Origin of the sequence: Stenotrophomonas sp. C3(2023) (assembly GCF_032911385.1) — a bacterium.
Taxonomy (GTDB): Bacteria; Pseudomonadota; Gammaproteobacteria; order Xanthomonadales; family Xanthomonadaceae; genus Stenotrophomonas.
Genome location: NZ_JAWJLO010000001.1, coordinates 1,957,008 through 1,975,344 on the forward strand (window position 1 = coordinate 1,957,008; position 18,337 = coordinate 1,975,344).

Consider the following 18,337-nt stretch of genomic DNA (forward strand, 5'->3'; position numbering starts at 1 on the left):
CGCATGAACAAGCTTACCGTCCTGCTGGTCGATGACCATGAGGGTTTCATCAATGCCGCCATGCGCCATTTCCGCAAGGTCGACTGGCTTGATGTGATTGGCAGTGCCGGCAATGGACTGGAAGCCATCGAGCGTTCCGAGACGTTGCGACCCGATGTGGTGCTGATGGACCTGGCCATGCCCGAGATGGGCGGGCTGCAGGCCACGCGCCTGATCAAGTCGCAGGACGACGCCCCCTACATCGTCATTGCCAGCCACTTCGACGACAGCGAGCACCGTGAACATGCGCTGCGCGCCGGCGCCGACAACTTTGTAAGCAAACTGTCCTATATCCAGGAGGTCATGCCGATCCTGGAAGGCCTGAAGGAACCGGCACAATGAGTGAGTCGCGCATTCTGGTGCTGGACAACGACGCGGTACGCGCCGAGCGCACCGTTGCCCTGCTCGAGTTCATGGACTTCAATCCGCGCTGGATTGCCGACGCGGCGGATTTCTCCGCAGCGCGCAACCGTCAGAACGACTGGATGGCGGTGATCATCGGCACGCTGGAGGACAGCGAGCATCGTGCGGCGCTCTATCAGTGGATCGGCCAGAGCAGCCTGCCGCCACCGGTCATGCTCATCGACGGCGACACGGCGGCCTTTGCCCAGCAGCACGGTCTGCACGAAGCCAACGTATGGCCCCTGGAAGCGCCGTTGCGTCATGCGCAGATGGAAGCGTTGCTGCGCCGCGCCAGCCTGAAACGACTCGATGCCGAACACCAGGCCGGTTCCCACCAGGAACAGGGACCGACCGGCGATGGGCCGGCCGTGAGCGCCCTGCGCAACATGATCGAACAGGTGGCGGCCTTTGATACCACCGTGCTGGTTCTCGGCGAATCGGGCACCGGCAAGGAAGTGGTCTCGCGCAGCATCCACCAGCGCTCACCGCGCCGCGACGGCCCGTTTGTGGCCATCAACTGCGGCGCGATCCCGGCCGATCTGCTGGAAAGCGAGCTGTTCGGTCACGAAAAGGGTGCATTCACCGGCGCGCTGACCGCGCGCAAGGGCCGTTTCGAAATGGCCGAAGGCGGTACCCTGCTGCTCGACGAGATCGGCGACATGAGCCTGCCGATGCAGGTCAAACTGCTGCGCGTGCTGCAGGAGCGCAGTTTCGAACGCGTCGGCGGCAACCAGACCATCCGCTGCAACGTGCGCGTCATCGCTGCCACGCACCGTGACCTGGAAAGCCGCATCGCCGATGGCAAGTTCCGTGAGGACCTTTTCTACCGCCTCAATGTCTTCCCCATCGAGGTGCCTGCGCTTCGCGAGCGCGCCGAGGATCTGCCCTCGCTGGTGCAGACCATTGCCGCCCAGCTCGGCCGTACCGGTCGCGGCGAAGTCCGCTTTGCGCCGGAAGCGCTGCAGGCATTAGCGGCCTACCCGTGGCCGGGAAATGTCCGCGAACTGACCAACCTCGTCGAGCGCCTGGCTGTGCTGCATCCGGCCGGCCTGGTGAGGGTACAGGACCTTCCGGCCCGCTACCGGCCCGATGTGCCACTGGCCCCGGCACGTCCGGCCCCCACCGCCCTGCCGGCCGTTGCCAGCGAAGCGGCTGGAGAGGAGCGCCTGGACCTGCGCAGTTTCTCGTTCCATGCACCGCCCGCGGGCGCCGATGCATCGAACACCACGCTGCCCGACGACGGTCTGGATCTGCGCCACCACATGGCCAACATCGAACTGAAGCTGATCCATGAGGCACTGGACCGCACACAGGGTGTGGTCGCCCATGCCGCCCAGCTGCTGGGCCTTCGCCGCACCACGCTGGTGGAGAAGCTGCGCAAGTACGGCATCGAACGTGACCAGACCGAACTGAGCAGCTGAGGGCAAGCCGCTGCCACCGACGCCCGGGCTCGCCCGGGCGTTTCTGTGTCGGCCGTCACCGGCCGCGGCTTGAAGATTTCCGTATGGACCCCGGCAACGCGTGTGCGTGTCAATAAACGCCCGACCACGCTGGGAGACCCATCATGATCATGCCCGCTGCATTCATGCTCGCCTGCCTGCTCGCTCCTGCCCTCGCGGCCGCGGACTGCCTGCTCCCGGCCAGTCTGCATGGGCGCCAGATGATCAATCAGACCGATCCGCTGTACCAGCCCGGCAACCCCCATGCCGGACGCCTGGTGCAGCTGGAGTTCCAGCACACGACCTACAGCCTGGCTCCGCTTGGCACCGGCCAGCAGTTCGCCGGCACCTACACCTACTCGCTGCTCGCTCCGCACGTGGGCGAAATCAGGTTCACCGAAGCATTTGAGGGTGGCGTGGCACGCTATCGACTGCTGCTCACCTGCCTGACCGGCAATGGCGGCCGTTTTGTCTTCACCCAGGAAGATGGCCCGGTACTGCCCCGCCAGCGACAGAATGGTGGCACCTGGGCACTGACCCGCTGAGCCGGTGCGGTGGTGTTGCGGTGCCCTCGCCACTTGCTCAGGCTCCTGGACGGAAAACCGGCGTCGGTTCGCTGACGCGACGCCGGGCTCACGCGTCATGGACGGGTCCGGCACGCGGATTCCCCTGTTCATACCCACGCAGCTGAACGGTTCCGGCATTTCGGCACGGCTCTTGCAATGTTGCCCGTGCAAGCCCTCACACCCCGTTCCATGGAATCGTTTCAATGACTCATTCCGTCACTTCGATCCTTTCGCAGATCCGCAGCTACCAGACCCAGGTGGCCCCGCCGGCTGCCAACCCACTGGCCGAAACCCCACGCACCAATGCCATCCCGACCCAGATCGACCGCACCGCGCCGGCCAATCTGCCCAGCTTCACCGAGACCCTGCGCGGTGCGATTTCGGCGGTGAACGACTCACAGCAGGTCGCAGGCACGTTGCGCAATGACTTCGAGCTGGGCAAGCCTGGCGCCGACCTGGCCAAGGTGATGGTGGCCGCCCAGGAATCCCAGATCGCCTTCCGCGCCACCGTGGAAGTCCGCAACCGTCTCGTCCAGGCCTACCAGGACGTGATGAACATGCCGCTGTAAGGAATTGCGCCGATGGCCCTGACCCTCTCCAAGGAATCGCTCAACGCCGAGAAGGCCGGGCAGTGGTTCGATCGTCTGCAAAGCCTGCAGATCGCCCGCAGGCTTGGCCTGATGGCGATGATCGCGGTGGCTGTGGCCGCCGGCCTGGCCGTGTTCTTCTGGTCCCAGAAGCCCGGCTATGTACCGCTGTACACCGGGCTTGACCAGAAAGCCACCGCCGAGGCCACCGACCTGCTGCGGGCGGCGCAGATCCCCTTTGAGATGGATCCGGCCACCGGCGCGATCACCGTGCCGGAAAAAAACCTGCACGATGCGCGGCTCAAGCTGGCCGGCTCGGGACTCACCGACAGTGGCCGTCTGGGCTTTGAGCTGATGGAGCGTGATCCCGGCTTCGGCGTCAGCCAGTTCGTGGAGAGCGCGCGCTACCAGCACGCGATGGAAACCGAGCTGTCGCGCACGATCAACACCCTGCGGCCGGTGCGTGACTCGCGCGTGCACCTGGCCATCCCCAAGCCCAGCGCGTTCACCCGTCAGCGTGACGTTGCCAGTGCCTCGGTGACGCTGGAACTGCGCGGCGGACAGCAGCTTGAGCGCGGTCAGGTGGAGGCGATCGTGCATATGGTCGCGGCCAGCATCCCCGACCTTGCCCCGGAGCGGGTGACGGTGGTTGACCAGAACGGCCGCATGCTCAGCGTGTCCGACCCGAACAGCGAAGCGGCGCTCAATGCCGCCCAGTTCGAACAGGTGCGCCGGCAGGAAACGTCGTTCAACCAGCGTATCCGGGAACTGCTTGAACCGATGACCGGCCCGGGACGGGTCAACCCGGAAGTCAGCGTGGACATGGATTTCTCCACCATCGAAGAGGCCCGCGAGCTGTACAACGGCGAACCGGCCAAGGTGCGCAGCGAACAGCTGAGTGAGAACAGCTCCAGCACTCCTGGTCCGCAGGGCGTGCCGGGCGCGGCCAGCAATACGCCGCCTGGCGCGGCGCCGGCCCCGCAGACGGCGCAGGCGCCGACCGAGACCTCGCGCAACTCGACCCGCAACTACGAGCTGGACCGCACGCTGCAGCACACCCGCCAGCCGGCGGGCCGGATCAAGCGGGTATCGGTGGCGGTGCTGCTGGACAACGTGCCGCGTCCCGGCGCCGATGGCAGGATCACCGAGCAGCCGCTGCCAGCGGCCGAGCTGACCCGAATCGAGGCACTGGTGAAGCAGGCGGTCGGCTTTGATGCCGAGCGCGGCGACACGGTGTCGGTGATGAATGCTCCCTTCGTGCGCGATACCACGCCAGACCCTGCGCCGAACTGGTGGGAGATTCCGGCGGTGCGTGATGGGTTGCGCCTTGTGCTCGGCGCATTGGTGCTGCTGGCTCTGGTCTTCGGCGTGCTGCGCCCGGCGATGCGCGGCATCACCGGCCAGAGCAGGAAGATCGAGGCAATCGGCGAAGAGCCGCAGCTGGCCGACGTGCAGCTGGTGGACGAAGACGGCGAGCCGCTGCCGGCACTGGCCAATGAGCGCGGTGCAGCACATGGCCGGGAGCCGCTTGCGCTGCCGGTGGATACCTATGAGGAACGACTGCGGATGGCAAGAGAAGCGGTGAAGACCGATTCCAAGCGTGTGGCCATGGTGGTCAAGGGCTGGGTGGCCAATGACTGACGCGCAACTCAGCGGCGTGCAGAACGCCGCAGTCCTGCTGCTCTCGCTGGGTGAGCTGGACGCGGCCGAGGTGCTGCGTCACATGGAGCCCAAGGAGGTGCAGAAGATCGGCATCGCCATGGCAACGATGACCGACATCTCGCGCGACCAGGTCGAGCGGGTCATGGAACAGTTCAACGCCGAACTGCTGTCCAAGACCTCGCTGGGCGTCGGCTCGGATGACTACATCCGCAACATGCTGGTGCAGGCGCTGGGCAGCGAGAAGGCCGGCAACCTGATCGACCGTATCCTGCTCGGCCGCAACACCACCGGCCTGGACGCGCTGAAGTGGATGGACCCGCGTGCGGTGGCCGACCTGGTGCGCAACGAGCACCCGCAGATCATCGCCATCGTCATGGCGCATCTGGAAACCGACCAGGCCGCCGACGCACTCAAGCTGCTGCCCGAACGCACCCGCGTCGACGTGCTGCTGCGTATCGCCACGCTCGACGGTATTCCACCCAACGCGCTCAATGAGCTCAACGAGATCATGGAACGCCAGTTTGCCGGCAACCAGAATCTGAAAAGCTCCAACATCGGTGGCGTGCAGTGCGCGGCCAACATCCTGAACTTCATGGATGGCGGCCAGGACCAGGCCATCCTGGGCGAGATCGCCCGCGTGGATGCGCCGCTGAGCGGCCGCATCCAGGACCTGATGTTTGTGTTCGACGACCTGGTCGACCTGGAGGACCGCGAACTGCAGCTGGTGCTGCGTGAAGTCTCCGGCGAACGCCTGGGTCTGGCGCTGCGCGGCGCCGACGTCAAGGTGCGCGACAAGATCACCCGCAACATGTCCCAGCGGGCCGCCGAGATCCTGCTGGAGGACATGGAGGCACGCGGTCCGGTGCGTCTGTCCGATGTGGAAACCGCACAGCGTGAAATCCTGGCCATCGTCAAACGCATGGCCGACGAAGGTACGGTCACCATCGGCGGCAATGCGGAGGCGATGCTGTGAACAGCAACGTGGTGCGCTGGATGGCGCCTGACCTGCTGGCCGTTGCCGAGCCGGAACCGGAGGACCTGCAGCCGGTCGAGCAGGAGGCACCGGAACTGGACCTGGAACCGGAGTTGCCCTTGCAGCTGCCCACCCTGGAGGAAATCCAGGCGATCCAGGATCATGCCGAGAAGGAGGGCTTCGAACAGGGTCATGCCGATGGCCATGCCCAAGGCCAGGCCGAGGTGCGTCGGCTGATTGCACAGATTGAAGGCATCCTGGACAGCTTCAACCGCCCGCTTGTGCGGTTGGAGAACGAGGCCGTGGCGGCACTGGGCGAGCTGGCCGTGCGTATCGCCGGTGCGCTGGTCGGTCGTGCCTACCAGGCCGAACCGGAGCTGCTGGCGCAGCTGGTCAAAGAGGGCATAGATGCCGTGGGCGGCACCAGCCGCGAGGTCGAGCTGCGCCTGCACCCGGATGACATCGCCGCGCTGGAACCGCTGCTGATGCTGACCCCCCTGCAGCGTCTGAGCCCCGACCTGAGTCTGGGCCGTGGCGATCTGCGCGTGCATGCCGAGGCCGTGCGCATCGATGGCACGCTCGAGGCACGTCTGCGCGGCGCGCTCGATGCCGTGGTTGCCCAGACCGGAGCCGGCGCATGACAAGCGCACAACCGTTGACGGCCGCCGCGCCGCTGCCGGAGAACGACTGGACGGCGGTGCGTAACGTGCGACTGGCAGCGCGGCTGGACGCGCTGAAGGTCGACACGCACCACGGTCGCGGTCTGATCCGCGAGGGCGTACTGCGCCGTGCCGTCGGACTGACCCTGGAGGCAGTGGGCTGCGAAGCACCGCTCGGGGCCAGCTGCAAGGTCGAAGTGGTTGGCGGTGGCTGGGTGGACGCCGAGGTCGTAGGCTTTGCCGGTGACCGCACCTACCTGATGCCCAGTGCCGAACTGCATGGCCTGCTGCCCAATGCCCGGGTGGTACCCTCCTCCCGGCGAGGAGGCGTCGACGTCGGGGAAGGCCTGCTGGGCCGGGTCATCGACAGCGACGGTGTGCCGCTGGACGGCAAGGGACCGATCCGCGCCGAGGGCACGGTCGGCATGGCTGGCGCGGCGATCAATCCGCTGGCTCGTGAACCGATCACCCAGCCGCTGGACGTCGGTGTGCGCGCCATCAATGCCCTGCTCCCGATCGGTCGCGGCCAGCGTGTCGGCCTGTTCGCAGGCTCCGGCGTGGGCAAGTCCACCCTGCTCGGCATGATGACCCGGTACACCGCTGCGGATGTGATCGTTGTCGGCCTGATCGGCGAACGCGGACGCGAAGTGCGTGATTTCGTTGAAAGCACGCTGGGTGAAGAGGGCCTGCGTCGCGCGGTCGTCGTTGCCAGTCCCGCCGACCGACCGCCGCTGGCCCGTCTGCACGGCGCCTATCGCGCGACCGCCATCGCCGAATGGTTCCGCGACCAGGGGTTGAACGTCCTGCTGCTGATGGATTCGCTGACCCGCTTTGCCCAGGCGCAGCGCGAGATCGGCCTGTCGGTAGGTGAGCCGCCGACCACGCGCGGCTACCCGCCTTCAGTGTTCGCCAAGCTGCCCGCCCTGGTCGAGCGTGCCGGCAACGGCGCCAAGGGGCGTGGCTCGATCACCGCCTTCTACACGGTACTGACCGAGGGCGATGATCCGCAGGACCCGATCGCCGATGCGGCCCGCGCGATTCTGGACGGTCACATCCTGCTGTCGCGCCGGGTGGCCGACAGCGGCCTGTATCCGGCCATCGACGTGGAATCGTCGGTCAGTCGGGTCGTGACCGATATCGCCGACGAGCCGTGGCGGCTGCGCATCCGCAAGCTCAAACGTCTTGTCTCGGCCTATTCCGCCAACCGCGACCTCATCGCCATCGGCGCATACCAGCGGGGCAACGACGCGGCCACCGACGAGGCGCTGGAACGTTGGCCGGAGATCCTGGAGTTCCTGGGCCAGGACGTGGCCAAGGCCGCTGATCTCCCTCACAGCCAGGCCGCCCTCACGCGCCTGGTGGAAAAAGAGGCATAAACCATGAAACAGTCCAAGCGTATCGACCCCCTGCTCAAGCGCGCACAGGACCACGAGGACGAAGTGGCACGCGACCTGGCCGACCGCCAGCGCTCGCTGGACACGCATCTGTCGCGACTGGATGAACTGCGCCGGTACGCCGACGAGTACGCCAACGCACAGATGGCAGCCACCAGCCCGGCTCAGCTGATGAACCGGCGCGCTTTCCTTGATCGCCTGGACAGCGCGGTGGCCCAGCAGCGGCAGACCGTGGACAGCAACCGCGAGCGGGTGGAGGCCGAGCGTGCCCGTCTGCTGCTCGCCAGCCGCGACAAGAAGGTGCTTGAACAGCTCGCCGCCAGCTACCGTGCGCAGGAGAACGTAGTGGCCGAGCGCCGCGACCAGCGTGAAATGGACGATCTGGGCGCGCGCCGCGTGCGGCAGCAGCAGGGCGCCGACCGCGATAACGGGGGGCAGGCATGAACCCCGCCGCGCTGCTGACGTCCTCAAACGCAGGCACCAGCGGCACCGGTGCCGGTTCCGCCCCTGCGCGCAGCGAGGGCCACGCCGAAAGAACGGGCTTCGACCGGGTACTGCACGGTCAGTCGCGGCGTTCCGCCGAGTCGCCTGCCGGCGCCGCGCAGACGACAAAGAACAAGGACGCACAGAATCCTGGCTCCCAGCCGCCGCCGGCGGCTCGGCAGCGCAGCGCGTCGAGCGCCACCGCCTCCCGCGCGGACGACGCGGCCGGAGGCGCAGTCACCACCGCCGCGGACACGCCTGACCAGGCGCCAATGTCTGCCGACGAAACCGATCAGACCAGTCCGTGGCCGCCACTTGGTCTGGCTGGCCTGGCGCTGTCTGCAGGGCTGGCCATGCACAGCAATGAAGCACCTGCCATGCCGCCGGTGGCAGCGAGCGGCGGTACCACCGGCCCGGCGCCCTCCCCGGCCCCCGCGCTGGCGGCCATCCCGCCCGCAGCCGCAGGCGTGGCAATTGCGGTCGACGCTGGTGCGCCGGACGCGGACGCCGTGCTCCCCGAGGCCGTGCAGGCGCTGCTCGCCAACAGGCCACCCGGCGCTGATGCAGACAGCGCGCCGTTGACCGCGCCTGCGTTGCTGCATGCGCTGCCAGGTGCAGGCGAGGTGCGCGCACCGCTGCTGGCCGCGGCGGTGTTCAACGGCGAGCCGACACCCACGCCCACGCTCAACGACGCCGGCTTTGACGAGGCGCTCGGGGCCCGCGTGGGCTGGCTGGCCGACCAGAAGATCGGCCATGCCCACATCCGGTTGAATCCCGACGATATGGGGGCCATCGACGTGCGCCTGCAGCTGGACGGCGACAAGGTGCAGGCGAGTTTCAGCAGCCCCCATGTGGACGTACGGCAGGCGTTGGAAAACAGTCTGCCGCGTCTGCGTGACCTGCTGGGCGAGCAGGGTTTCCAGCTGGCCCACGCCGACGTCGGCCAGCACGACAGCCCAGGTGGCGGGAAACCGGGCGAACCCCGCGTCAGCGGTCTGGATGCTGGTGACGGAGAACCGGCGCACGGTGTGATGCACGTCTCCTCTGCGCAGCTGGCGCGCCAGCGCGGGCTGCTCGACACCTATGCCTGAGCATTGATCGTCGCGCCGCGTCCCCGTGGCGGCGACGCGGCGACCGGCGCCGGCGCTGACCGCATGGCGCCGGGCAGACCCCTCCCCAACGCATTGGGCGCAGCAGGGCTGAGGCAACGTGACCGGAAGGCGCACTCGCCGGTTTTCCGTCACGGGCCCGCCTGGACGTTCCGGCACGCAGCTTGCATATGCAGGGAAAGCAACCCTCAGGAGCTTCCCAGTGGCCGCAGCCGCAGACAAAACCAAGAAGACCGTCGACAAGGACAAGATCGCCAAGCCGCGCAAGCCGATGCTGGTCACCGCGCTGATCGCGGTGTTGGCCGCCGGCGCGGCGGGCGCCGGGGTCTGGTTCTTCGCCCAGCCCGGGCACGATGATGGCAAGGCCGCGGCAGCCGAGAAGAAACCGGCCATGCCGGCGCCGGCACAGTACTTTCCGCTTGACCCGGCCTTTGTGGTCAACCTCAACGGGCCTGTCGACGGGCCACGCTACCTGCAGGTGGAGGTCCAGCTGATGACCCGCGACGCCGCTGCTCTGGAGGCGATCAAAACCCATGCACCGGCCATCCGCGCCAACCTGTTGATGCTGTTCTCCCAGGTGAGCGCGGCCCAGATCGCCGACGTGGCCGGCAAGCAGAAGCTGCAGGCAGATGCCTTGGCCACCGTGCAGAAGGTACTCAAGGCGGAAACCGGCAAACCCGGCGCCGACGAGCTGCTGTTCACCAGCTTCGTCACCCAGTAAGGACCGGCGATGAATGACCTGCTGTCACAGGATGAAATCGATGCCCTGCTGCACGGTGTTGACAGCGGCTCGGTGGAAACCGAGCCGGAGCCACCCAGCGGCGAAGCGCGTTCCTACGATTTTGCCAGCCAGGACCGCATCATCCGCGGCCGTATGCCGACCCTGGAGATGGTCCATGAGCGCTTTGCGCGCCTGTGGCGCATCGGCCTGTTCAATCTGATCCGCCGCTCTGCCGAGCTGTCGGTTCGCGGCATCGAACTGATCAAGTTCAACGACTACATGCACTCCCTGTATGTACCCACCAACCTCAACCTGATCCGCTTCAAGCCGCTGCGCGGCACCGGTCTGATCGTCTTCGAGCCGACCCTGGTGTTCGCGATCGTGGACAACTTCTTCGGCGGGGACGGGCGCTATCCCACCCGTATCGAGGGCCGCGAGTTCACCGCTACGGAAATGCGCGTCATCCACCTGCTGCTCAAGCAGACCTTCGCCGACCTGCGCGAAGCCTGGGCGCCGGTGATGGAGGTGGATTTCGAGTACATAAACTCGGAGATAAACCCGCATTTCGCCAACATCGTCACCCCGCGCGAGTATGTGGTGGTCTGCCGCCTGCATGTCGAGCTGGACGGCGGCGGCGGTGACCTGCATGTCACCCTGCCCTACTCGATGCTCGAGCCGATCCGCGAGCTGCTCGACGCCGGCATCCAGAGCGACCGCAACGACCGTGACGAAAGCTGGGGACGCACGCTGCGCGAGCAGCTCAACGTCGCCGAAGTCACGCTCTCCAGCGTGCTAGCAAGCAAGCGCACCACGCTGCGCGAACTGACCCGGTTGAAGGTCGGCGATGTATTGCCCATCGACCTGAATCCGCAGATTCCGATCTGTGTGGAGAACATTCCGGTGTTCACCGGTGAGTTCGGCATCGCCAATGGCATGAACGCCGTGAAGATCACCGCCACCCATCCGCCGGGCACGCGCCCGCGCGCCCCTGTCATCCAGGAAGACCCGCAATGATTGATGAAACCCAAGCCAATGATGCAACGCCGGCCCAGTTCGGTGCCCTGCAGGCCGAGGAAGGCCTCGGCCAAGGCGCTGATCTGAACCTGGACGTGATCCTGGATGTCCCGGTGACGCTGTCGCTGGAAGTCGGCCGCGCCCGCCTGCCGATCCGCAACCTGCTGCAGCTCAACCAGGGTTCAGTGGTCGAGCTGGAGCGTGGCGCAGGCGAGTCGCTGGATGTGTTCGTCAACGGCACGCTCATCGCACACGGCGAAGTCGTGGTGATCAACGACCGCTTCGGTGTGCGCTTGACCGACGTGGTGAGCCCGAGCGAACGGATCCGGAGACTGCGTTGATGTCCGCCACGCTGTTTGCCGCCGCTCAGGCTGCTGCCCCGGTTGGCCAGCAGGCGGCTGCACCCAGCCTGCTGGGGGGCGTTGTCGCCCTGCTGGCCGTGCTGGCGCTGGTGGTCGGCCTGGGCTGGCTGCTCAAGCGCATGCCCGGCAGCAGTTTCCGTCCCGCCGACGGACTGAAGGTGGTGGCCAGCGTAGCCGTTGGCGCCAAAGAGCGTGTGGTGGTGCTTGAGGTGGGTGGCCAGCAGCTGCTGCTGGGGGTCACCGCCGGCGGCATCAGCGCGCTGCACACCCTGGATCAACCGCTGCCGCCACCGGCCGCGCCGCGTCTGCCTGACCTGAAGAATCTCCCCAATTTCGCCCAGCTGCTCCAGCAGCGGCTGCGCAAGGATCCCTGAAATGCACCTGCTCCGCTCGCGCCTGGCGCCCCTGCTGCCTTGGCTGATGCTGTTGTCGCTGCTGCTGCTGCCAGCCCTGGCCCAGGCAGCACCGGCAGCGCCGTTGCCCGATGTCGAGGTGGGAAAGGTCGGCGGCCAGGCGGTCAGCCTGCCGATGCAGACACTGCTGCTGATGACGGCGATCACTCTGATCCCGTCCATGCTGCTGGTGCTGACCGCCTTCACGCGCATCATCATCGTGCTCGGCCTGCTGCGCCAGGCGCTGGGTACCGGGCAGACGCCCTCCAACCAGGTCCTGCTGGGGCTGGCGCTGTTCCTGACCGCGATGGTGATGCTGCCGACCTGGGAGAAGGCGTGGAGCGCGGGCCTGGCCCCCTATCTCAACGGCGATATCGACTTCCAGAGCGCGTGGACGCTGACCACCCAGCCGCTGCGGGCGTTCATGCTGGCGCAGATCCGGGAAACCGACCTGATGACCTTCGCCGGCATCGCCGGCCACGGCACCTATGCCAGCCCCGACGCCATTCCCTTCCCGGTGCTGGTGGCCTCGTTCGTCACCAGCGAACTGAAGACGGCCTTCGAGATCGGCTTCCTGGTCTTCATCCCGTTCGTGATCATCGATCTGGTGGTGGCCAGCGTGCTGATGTCGATGGGCATGATGATGCTGTCGCCCATGCTGGTCTCGGCCCCGTTCAAGATCCTGCTGTTCGTGCTCGTCGATGGCTGGGTGCTGACCGTGGGCACGCTGGCGGCCAGTTTCAACGCGGCCTGAGCCGCGCCTCTTTCTTTCCGGACTCCCGACGATGTCACCCGAACTTGCCTTGACCGAATTGCGTGGCGGCCTGATTGCCACGTTGTGGGTTGCCGGCCCCCTGCTGCTGACCGTATTGGTGGTGGGCGTCGTGGTCGGTGTGGTGCAGGCGGCCACGCAGCTCAACGAGCCGACGATCGCCTTCGTGGCCAAGGCCGCCGCCCTGACCGCCGTGCTGTTCGCACTGGGCAGCCTGTTGATAGGTCACCTGGTGGAGTTCACCACCCTGCTGTTCCAGCGCATTCCGCACCTGATCGGCTAGCACGACGATGGACCCCACCACGCAGATGGCGGCTGACGGCCTGCGCGCCTTCGGGATGGTCGGCGACACGATGTGGACGATGATCCGCATCGGCGCAATGGTCATGGCGATGCCGCTGGTCGGCACGCGTGCGGTCCCTGCCCGCGTGCGTGTCCTGCTCGCAGCCACGCTGTCGATCGCGTTGGCGCCGATCCTGCCTCCCGTTCCGGAATGGGTGCGACTGGATGCGGTCACCGTTCTGAACGTGCTGCGCGAGCTGGCCATCGGCGTCACCATCGGCTTCCTGCTGCGGGTGGTCTTCGAAGCCGGCGCGCTGGCCGGCGAGCTTATCGCCCAGGGCACCGGCCTGGCATTTGCGCAGATGAGCGATCCGATGCGCGGCGGCAGCTCAGGCGTCATCGGCCAGTGGTTCTATCTGCTGTTCGGCCTGTTGTTCTTCACCGCCAACGGTCATCTGGCCCTGATCTCGCTGCTGGTGGACAGTTACCGCGCCCTGCCCATCGGCGCACCGCTGCCGGACCCGCACGCGCTGGTCAGTATCGCCCCGACCTTTCTGCTCACCGTGCTGCGCGGCGCGTTGACGCTGGCCGTGCCGTTGATCGTGGCCATGCTGGCGGTCAACCTGGCGTTTGGCGTCCTGGCGCGGGCGGCACCGGCGCTGAATCCGATCCAGCTCGGTCTGCCGGTCTCGCTGTTGCTGGGGCTGATACTGCTGACCCTGCTGGCGGGCGAGATGGCTGCGCCGGTCCAGCGCCTGTTCGATGCCGCGTTTGCCGCCGCGCGCGCAGTCTACGCGTAGGCCCAAGCTTGCCGTTGCACCGCGTTCCCGACGGTACGCCGCGGCGCCGGCTGCCTCCGTGGAGCAGCTCAGCCGCTCAAGGGCTTGATTCAGACCCTGCCTGTCACGTTACAGTGTCCAGACGCAGTCGCAGTCCAGTGGGGGCCGCCGGGCCCTGTGCGTCGATGCAGCAGCCACGCGCAGGCCATGGCAATGGGGGCTCCCGACCGTCGGTTGGTGCACGGGTAACGTCAGGGGAGACTCCCGATGCTTGCGGGAAGCTATGATCCATGGCTGGTCACGTTATCGCTGCTGGTGGCACTGCTTGCCTCGTTCACCGCGCTGGCGATGGCATCGCGGGCAACCACCGCCCACGCGCATGCCTCGGTATGGGCCTGGCGATTCGGTGGCGGCGCCGCCATGGGGCTGGGCATCTGGTCGATGCATTTCATCGGCATGCTGGCCTTCTCGCTGCCCATCCCTGTCGGCTACGGCCTGACCCTGACACTTGTTTCGCTGGCCTGCGTGGTCGGATCGTCGGTGTTCGCACTCTGGCTGGTGTCGCTTCCAGACCTGCCAGCGCTGCGCCTGTTCGGGGGCGCTGCGCTGCTGGGCGCCGGCATCGCCACCATGCACTACGTGGGCATGGCGGCCATGCAGATGGAGCCGGGCATCGAGTGGCATCCCGGCTGGGTGGCCCTCTCGCTGTTCGTGGCCGTGGCCGCCTCGTGGAGCGCGCTGTACATCGCCTTCCACCTGCGCACCCGTCCAGGTCTCCGCAAACGGATCACTTCCGCCACCCTGCTCGCGGTGGGCATCTGCGGCATGCACTACACCGGCATGGCTGCCGCGCGGTTCCCGTCCAACAGCATCTGCGGCGCAGCCGGCGACGCTGGACTGCCGGCCACATCGCTGGCCCTGCTGGTGGTGGTGTTCACGGTGCTGATCCTGGGCATGGCGCTGGGGCTGTCGTGGATGGAGCAGCGCCTCGAGAGCCAACTGCTGCGCATGCGCAACGCCACGCTGAGTGACTCGCTCAGCGACGCGCAGCACGAACTGACCCAGGCGGCCCTGCACGACCCGCTCACCCGACTGCCGAACCGGCGGCTGCTGCAGCAGCGCATCGAGCGCGCGCTCGTTACCGCCGAGCAGGAAAGCGGACGTTTTGCCGTGATGTTCCTCGACCTGGATGGCTTCAAACAGGTCAACGACGTGTACGGGCACCAGGCCGGCGATGCGCTCCTGGTGGCGGTCAGTGAGCGCATCGGCCGCCTGCTGCGCCCCAGTGACATGCTGGCCCGGCTGGGCGGTGATGAGTTCGTGCTGGTGGTGGACATGGCGCCGGGACAGGACATCGGCCTGTATGCACAGCGACTGCTGCAGGCGCTGGATTCTGCCGATCTGGTACCAGCCCGCGACATGCAGATCACGGCAAGCGTCGGCATTGCCCTGTGCCCGGACCATGCAGCCAGCGAACGGCAGCTGATGGCCTTCGCCGACGCGGCGATGTACCAGGCCAAGGATGCCGGTCGCAACCGCTACATGATGTATTCCGATGCGATGCAGGACAGCGCCGAGCAGCAGTTCCGGCTGCTGGCCGATCTCCGCCGCGCGGTGAGCAACGGCGAACTGCTCCTGCACTACCAGCCCAAGGTGCTGGCCAGCACGCAGCACGTGTGCGGCGCCGAAGCGCTGATCCGCTGGCAGCACCCTGAGCGCGGTCTGGTCCCACCGGACAGCTTCATCCGTCTGGCCGAGCGCAGCGGCGTGATCTGTGACATCGGCCGCTGGGCGCTGCGCGAAGCCTGCCGACAGCTGCGCCAGTGGCACGAGCAGGGGCACACCGACTGGACGATCGCGGTCAACCTGTCGCCGCTGCAGTTCACCTCATCCACGCTGCTGCAGGACGTCCAGCAGGCGCTGGTACAGCACGACCTGCCACCGCGCAGCCTGGTCCTGGAGATCACCGAAGGCACGGTCATGCGCGACACCGAAACCAGTGTGGGTCTGTTGCATGCCCTCGCCGCATTGGGCGTAGGGATCTCCATCGATGATTTTGGTACGGGGTATTCCAGCCTGCTCTACCTCAAACGTCTGCCGGCAACCGAGCTGAAGATCGACCACGCCTTCGTGCGTGACCTGGAGCACAGCCAGGAGGATGTGGTCATCGTTTCGGCCGTGGTCGCGCTGGGCCATGCGCTGGACATGGACATTGTTGCCGAAGGCGTGGAGACCGCCGCGCAGCGCGCCTATCTTGAGCGGCTGGGCTGCAACTACCTGCAGGGCTATCTACTGGGACGGCCCGTAGGGGCAGAGCGCTTCGCGCAGCTGTATGCCGAGCGCCGCCCGCGGGTGGTACTGACCCGGAGCTAGTTGCTGCGGGGCCTGCGGCCCTCTCCCGGGCAGGTCTCGTCCTGCCGGTACCGGGCCGCATGCCCGTCCGGCAGCGTGCCGGCATTCGCAGCCGGCCCACTGGAACGGTTCTTGCAGCCTGGTGAGCACCCTCTCCCCTGGATCCTGGCCCGATGTCAGAGAACGAATCGGCTGGCGAAAAAACCGAACAACCTACCGAAAAGCGCCTGCGCGATGCGCGCGAGCAGGGCAACCTGCCCCGCTCGCGCGAGCTGGGAACGGCGGCAGTGTTCGGCGCGGGCGTGCTCGGCATGATGGCCTGCGGCGGCATGCTCGCCCGCGGCGCCACCGGCTGGATGCACCAGGCCTTCAGCCCCGAGCCGACGCTGCGGCAGAACCCGGCCGAGCTGCTGGGCTGGTTTGGCGAACTGTTGCTGCGCCTGCTGCTGGTCATCGCACCGCTGGTGGTCATCTGCCTGCTGGCCAGCTTCATCGCGCCGCTGGTGATGGGCGGCCTGCGCTGGTCGTCCAAAGCGATGATGCCCGACCCGAAACGGCTCAGCCCTGCAGCTGGGCTCAAGCGGCTGTACGGGCCGGAGGCCATCGCCGAGTTCACCAAGTCGCTGCTGCGCGTGGCCTTCGTCGGCACCGCCGCCGGCATGGTGGTCGTCAGCGGCATCGACATGCTGCGCGGGCTGCTGCACCAGTCGCTCGAAAACGCGGTGATCCATGGTCTGGGCTTCACCTTGAAGCTGCTGCTGGCCACGGCGGCCGCAATGGCCCTGCTCGCCGCCATCGATGCGCCATACCAGCGTTGGAACTGGATGCGCAAACTGAAGATGACCCGCGAGGAGCTGCGCCGCGAGCTCAAGGAGAGCGACGGCAGCCCGGAGGTGAAAGGCCGCATCCGCCAGCTGCAGCACCAGATGGCCAACCGCCGGATGATGGAAGCGGTGCCTACTGCCGACGTGGTGGTGGTCAATCCGACCCATTACGCGGTCGCACTCAAGTATGAGGGCTCGAAGATGGGTGCCCCTACCGTGGTGGCCCTCGGCGTGGACGAGACCGCATTGCGCATCCGCCAGGTGGCCGACGGCAACAGGGTGGCCATCGTCTCGGCCCCGCCTTTGGCACGCGCCTTGTATAGGGAAGGGGAACTTGGAAAGGAAATCCCCGTGAGACTGTATTCCGCTGTCGCCCAGGTGCTGTCCTACGTCTACCAGCTGCGCGCCTGGCGCACCGGGCCGATGCCCGGCGCGCCGCATGTGGCGGTGGATGAATACCCGGCCGGAGGCACGCCATGAGCGCCCAGCTGGCAAGCCCTGGCGTGCGGCGCGCCCTGGGCATGATCCGCCAGGGCCTTGGCGCCCCGCTGATCGTTCTGGCCCTGCTGGCCATGGTGGTGGTGCCGCTGGCAGCCCCGGTGCTCGATGCGCTGTTCACCTTCAACATCGCCATCTCGCTGATGGTGCTGCTGGCGGTGGTGTACGTGAAACGGCCGCTGGACTTCACCATCTTCCCGATCGTGCTGCTGATCACCACCATGCTGCGGCTGGCGCTGAACGTCGCCTCGACGCGGGTGATCCTGCTCAACGGCCAGAACGGCCATGAAGCCGCCGGCAAGGTCATCGCCGCCTTCGGTGAGTTTGTCATCGGCGGCAACTACGCCGTGGGCATCGTGGTGTTCGCGATCCTGACGATCATCAATTTCGTGGTCATCACCAAAGGTGCCGGCCGCGTCTCGGAAGTGACCGCGCGCTTCATCCTCGACGCCATGCCCGGCAAGCAGATGGCCATCGACGCCGATCTCAACGCCGGTCTGTTGACGCGCGAAGAAGCCAAGGTCCGGCGCGAGGAAGTGCGCGAGGAAGCGGATTTCTACGGTGCGATGGACGGTGCCAGCAAGTTCATCCGCGGCGATGCCATTGCCGGCATCCTGATCCTGTTCATCAACCTGCTTGGCGGCCTGGCCGTAGGCATGCTCCAGCACAACATGGCCTTTGGCGATGCAGCGGCGACCTACACCCTGCTCTCCATCGGTGACGGCCTGGTGGCACAGCTGCCGGCCCTGCTGGTGTCCAGTGCGGTGGCGATGCTGGTCACCCGCGCCTCGCGCTCGCAGGACATGAGCCAGGCGATGATGGGCCAGGTGTTCGGCCAGTACCGCGCACTGACCATCGCGGCAGTCATCATGGGCGTGGTCGGCCTGGTGCCGGGCATGCCCAATGTGGCCTTCCTTTCGCTGTCCGCCCTGCTGGGTTTCGTCGCCTGGAAGATCTGGCGCAGGACCCAGCCGGGCGCGGGCTCCACCCCCGCGGCCCCCGCCCCCAGCGCCCCCGCCCGGGGCGCC

At 67.0% G+C, this 18,337-nt stretch carries 20 protein-coding genes; all 20 read left to right on the top strand.

Going from position 1 to position 18,337, the window contains the following annotated elements:
- Positions 1 to 3 precede the first annotated feature (3 nt).
- Complete coding sequence (locus RZA67_RS08595; protein WP_317212307.1) at positions 4 to 381, top strand: response regulator transcription factor; 378 nt, start codon at positions 4 to 6, stop codon at positions 379 to 381.
- Positions 378 to 1,862 carry a sigma-54 dependent transcriptional regulator gene (locus RZA67_RS08600; protein WP_317212308.1) on the top strand — a complete coding sequence of 495 codons (1,485 nt, stop codon included), beginning with the start codon at positions 378 to 380 and terminating at the stop codon, positions 1,860 to 1,862. The genes RZA67_RS08595 and RZA67_RS08600 overlap by 4 nt, the downstream gene beginning before the upstream one ends.
- 143 nt (positions 1,863 to 2,005) lie before the next feature.
- Positions 2,006 to 2,425, top strand: coding sequence for a hypothetical protein (locus RZA67_RS08605; RefSeq protein WP_317212309.1), 420 nt, complete (start codon positions 2,006 to 2,008; stop codon positions 2,423 to 2,425).
- A gap of 224 nt (positions 2,426 to 2,649) precedes the next feature.
- Positions 2,650 to 3,015 carry a flagellar hook-basal body complex protein FliE gene (gene fliE / locus RZA67_RS08610; protein WP_317212310.1) on the top strand — a complete coding sequence of 122 codons (366 nt, stop codon included), beginning with the start codon at positions 2,650 to 2,652 and terminating at the stop codon, positions 3,013 to 3,015.
- Positions 3,016 to 3,027: 12 nt separating this feature from the next.
- The gene (fliF, locus tag RZA67_RS08615) at positions 3,028 to 4,674 is read left to right on the top strand and encodes a flagellar basal-body MS-ring/collar protein FliF (protein ID WP_317212311.1); all 1,647 of its coding nucleotides are present in this window, start codon (positions 3,028 to 3,030) and stop codon (positions 4,672 to 4,674) included.
- Positions 4,667 to 5,668, top strand: a complete 1,002-nt coding sequence (gene fliG / locus RZA67_RS08620; protein WP_317212312.1) for a flagellar motor switch protein FliG — start codon at positions 4,667 to 4,669, stop codon at positions 5,666 to 5,668. Before fliF ends, fliG begins: the two co-directional genes overlap by 8 nt.
- A 20-nt stretch (positions 5,669 to 5,688) precedes the next feature.
- Entirely contained in the window at positions 5,689 to 6,309 is a 621-nt protein-coding gene (locus RZA67_RS08625; RefSeq protein WP_317213968.1) for a FliH/SctL family protein, read from the top strand.
- Positions 6,306 to 7,703, top strand: a complete 1,398-nt coding sequence (locus RZA67_RS08630; RefSeq protein WP_317212313.1) for a FliI/YscN family ATPase — start codon at positions 6,306 to 6,308, stop codon at positions 7,701 to 7,703. Before RZA67_RS08625 ends, RZA67_RS08630 begins: the two co-directional genes overlap by 4 nt.
- Before the next feature lie 3 nt (positions 7,704 to 7,706).
- A complete protein-coding gene (gene fliJ, locus RZA67_RS08635) occupies positions 7,707 to 8,165 on the top strand; it encodes a flagellar export protein FliJ (protein ID WP_317212314.1) in 459 nt (152 codons plus the stop codon).
- Entirely contained in the window at positions 8,162 to 9,295 is a 1,134-nt protein-coding gene (locus RZA67_RS08640; protein WP_317212316.1) for a flagellar hook-length control protein FliK, read from the top strand. Before fliJ ends, RZA67_RS08640 begins: the two co-directional genes overlap by 4 nt.
- Before the next feature lie 220 nt (positions 9,296 to 9,515).
- A complete protein-coding gene (locus RZA67_RS08645; RefSeq protein ID WP_317212317.1) occupies positions 9,516 to 10,034 on the top strand; it encodes a flagellar basal body-associated FliL family protein in 519 nt (172 codons plus the stop codon).
- Between the two features lie 9 nt (positions 10,035 to 10,043).
- Positions 10,044 to 11,048, top strand: coding sequence for a flagellar motor switch protein FliM (gene fliM, locus RZA67_RS08650; protein ID WP_317212318.1), 1,005 nt, complete (start codon positions 10,044 to 10,046; stop codon positions 11,046 to 11,048).
- On the top strand, positions 11,045 to 11,389 hold the full coding sequence (fliN, locus tag RZA67_RS08655; RefSeq protein WP_317212319.1) for a flagellar motor switch protein FliN: 345 nt from the start codon (positions 11,045 to 11,047) through the stop codon (positions 11,387 to 11,389). Before fliM ends, fliN begins: the two co-directional genes overlap by 4 nt.
- Positions 11,389 to 11,784, top strand: a complete 396-nt coding sequence (fliO, locus tag RZA67_RS08660; protein WP_317212320.1) for a flagellar biosynthetic protein FliO — start codon at positions 11,389 to 11,391, stop codon at positions 11,782 to 11,784. Before fliN ends, fliO begins: the two co-directional genes overlap by 1 nt.
- Before the next feature lies 1 nt (position 11,785).
- Positions 11,786 to 12,556: a flagellar type III secretion system pore protein FliP gene (gene fliP / locus RZA67_RS08665; protein WP_317212321.1), complete on the top strand. Its 771-nt coding sequence runs from the start codon at positions 11,786 to 11,788 to the stop codon at positions 12,554 to 12,556.
- A 31-nt stretch (positions 12,557 to 12,587) separates the two neighbouring features.
- On the top strand, positions 12,588 to 12,857 hold the full coding sequence (locus RZA67_RS08670) for a flagellar biosynthetic protein FliQ (RefSeq protein ID WP_317212322.1): 270 nt from the start codon (positions 12,588 to 12,590) through the stop codon (positions 12,855 to 12,857).
- 7 nt (positions 12,858 to 12,864) lie between these two features.
- Positions 12,865 to 13,656, top strand: coding sequence for a flagellar biosynthetic protein FliR (gene fliR / locus RZA67_RS08675; RefSeq protein WP_317212323.1), 792 nt, complete (start codon positions 12,865 to 12,867; stop codon positions 13,654 to 13,656).
- 246 nt (positions 13,657 to 13,902) lie between these two features.
- Positions 13,903 to 16,008 carry an EAL domain-containing protein gene (locus RZA67_RS08680; protein WP_317212324.1) on the top strand — a complete coding sequence of 702 codons (2,106 nt, stop codon included), beginning with the start codon at positions 13,903 to 13,905 and terminating at the stop codon, positions 16,006 to 16,008.
- Positions 16,009 to 16,160: 152 nt separating this feature from the next.
- A complete protein-coding gene (gene flhB, locus RZA67_RS08685) occupies positions 16,161 to 17,291 on the top strand; it encodes a flagellar biosynthesis protein FlhB (RefSeq protein ID WP_317212326.1) in 1,131 nt (376 codons plus the stop codon).
- A partial coding sequence (locus tag RZA67_RS08690) for an FHIPEP family type III secretion protein (RefSeq protein WP_317212327.1) occupies positions 17,288 to 18,337 on the top strand: 1,050 nt, incomplete at its 3' end. The genes flhB and RZA67_RS08690, both read left to right, overlap by 4 nt.

Excerpts from the sequence above, each read along its gene's own strand:
- RZA67_RS08625 (WP_317213968.1), top strand. The coding sequence starts at position 5,689 with ATGGCGCCTGACCTGCTGGCCGTTGCCGAGCCGGAACCGGAGGACCTG.
- RZA67_RS08680 (WP_317212324.1), top strand. The coding sequence starts at position 13,903 with ATGCTTGCGGGAAGCTATGATCCATGGCTGGTCACGTTATCGCTGCTG.
- fliO (WP_317212320.1), top strand. The coding sequence starts at position 11,389 with ATGTCCGCCACGCTGTTTGCCGCCGCTCAGGCTGCTGCCCCGGTTGGC.
- flhB (WP_317212326.1), top strand. The coding sequence starts at position 16,161 with ATGTCAGAGAACGAATCGGCTGGCGAAAAAACCGAACAACCTACCGAA.
- RZA67_RS08605 (WP_317212309.1), top strand. The coding sequence starts at position 2,006 with ATGATCATGCCCGCTGCATTCATGCTCGCCTGCCTGCTCGCTCCTGCC.
- fliP (WP_317212321.1), top strand. The coding sequence starts at position 11,786 with ATGCACCTGCTCCGCTCGCGCCTGGCGCCCCTGCTGCCTTGGCTGATG.
- fliR (WP_317212323.1), top strand. The coding sequence starts at position 12,865 with ATGGACCCCACCACGCAGATGGCGGCTGACGGCCTGCGCGCCTTCGGG.
- fliF (WP_317212311.1), top strand. The coding sequence starts at position 3,028 with ATGGCCCTGACCCTCTCCAAGGAATCGCTCAACGCCGAGAAGGCCGGG.
- RZA67_RS08670 (WP_317212322.1), top strand. The coding sequence starts at position 12,588 with ATGTCACCCGAACTTGCCTTGACCGAATTGCGTGGCGGCCTGATTGCC.
- RZA67_RS08630 (WP_317212313.1), top strand. The coding sequence starts at position 6,306 with ATGACAAGCGCACAACCGTTGACGGCCGCCGCGCCGCTGCCGGAGAAC.
- fliM (WP_317212318.1), top strand. The coding sequence starts at position 10,044 with ATGAATGACCTGCTGTCACAGGATGAAATCGATGCCCTGCTGCACGGT.
- RZA67_RS08600 (WP_317212308.1), top strand. The coding sequence starts at position 378 with ATGAGTGAGTCGCGCATTCTGGTGCTGGACAACGACGCGGTACGCGCC.
- RZA67_RS08595 (WP_317212307.1), top strand. The coding sequence starts at position 4 with ATGAACAAGCTTACCGTCCTGCTGGTCGATGACCATGAGGGTTTCATC.
- fliE (WP_317212310.1), top strand. The coding sequence starts at position 2,650 with ATGACTCATTCCGTCACTTCGATCCTTTCGCAGATCCGCAGCTACCAG.
- fliG (WP_317212312.1), top strand. The coding sequence starts at position 4,667 with ATGACTGACGCGCAACTCAGCGGCGTGCAGAACGCCGCAGTCCTGCTG.
- RZA67_RS08640 (WP_317212316.1), top strand. The coding sequence starts at position 8,162 with ATGAACCCCGCCGCGCTGCTGACGTCCTCAAACGCAGGCACCAGCGGC.
- fliN (WP_317212319.1), top strand. The coding sequence starts at position 11,045 with ATGATTGATGAAACCCAAGCCAATGATGCAACGCCGGCCCAGTTCGGT.
- fliJ (WP_317212314.1), top strand. The coding sequence starts at position 7,707 with ATGAAACAGTCCAAGCGTATCGACCCCCTGCTCAAGCGCGCACAGGAC.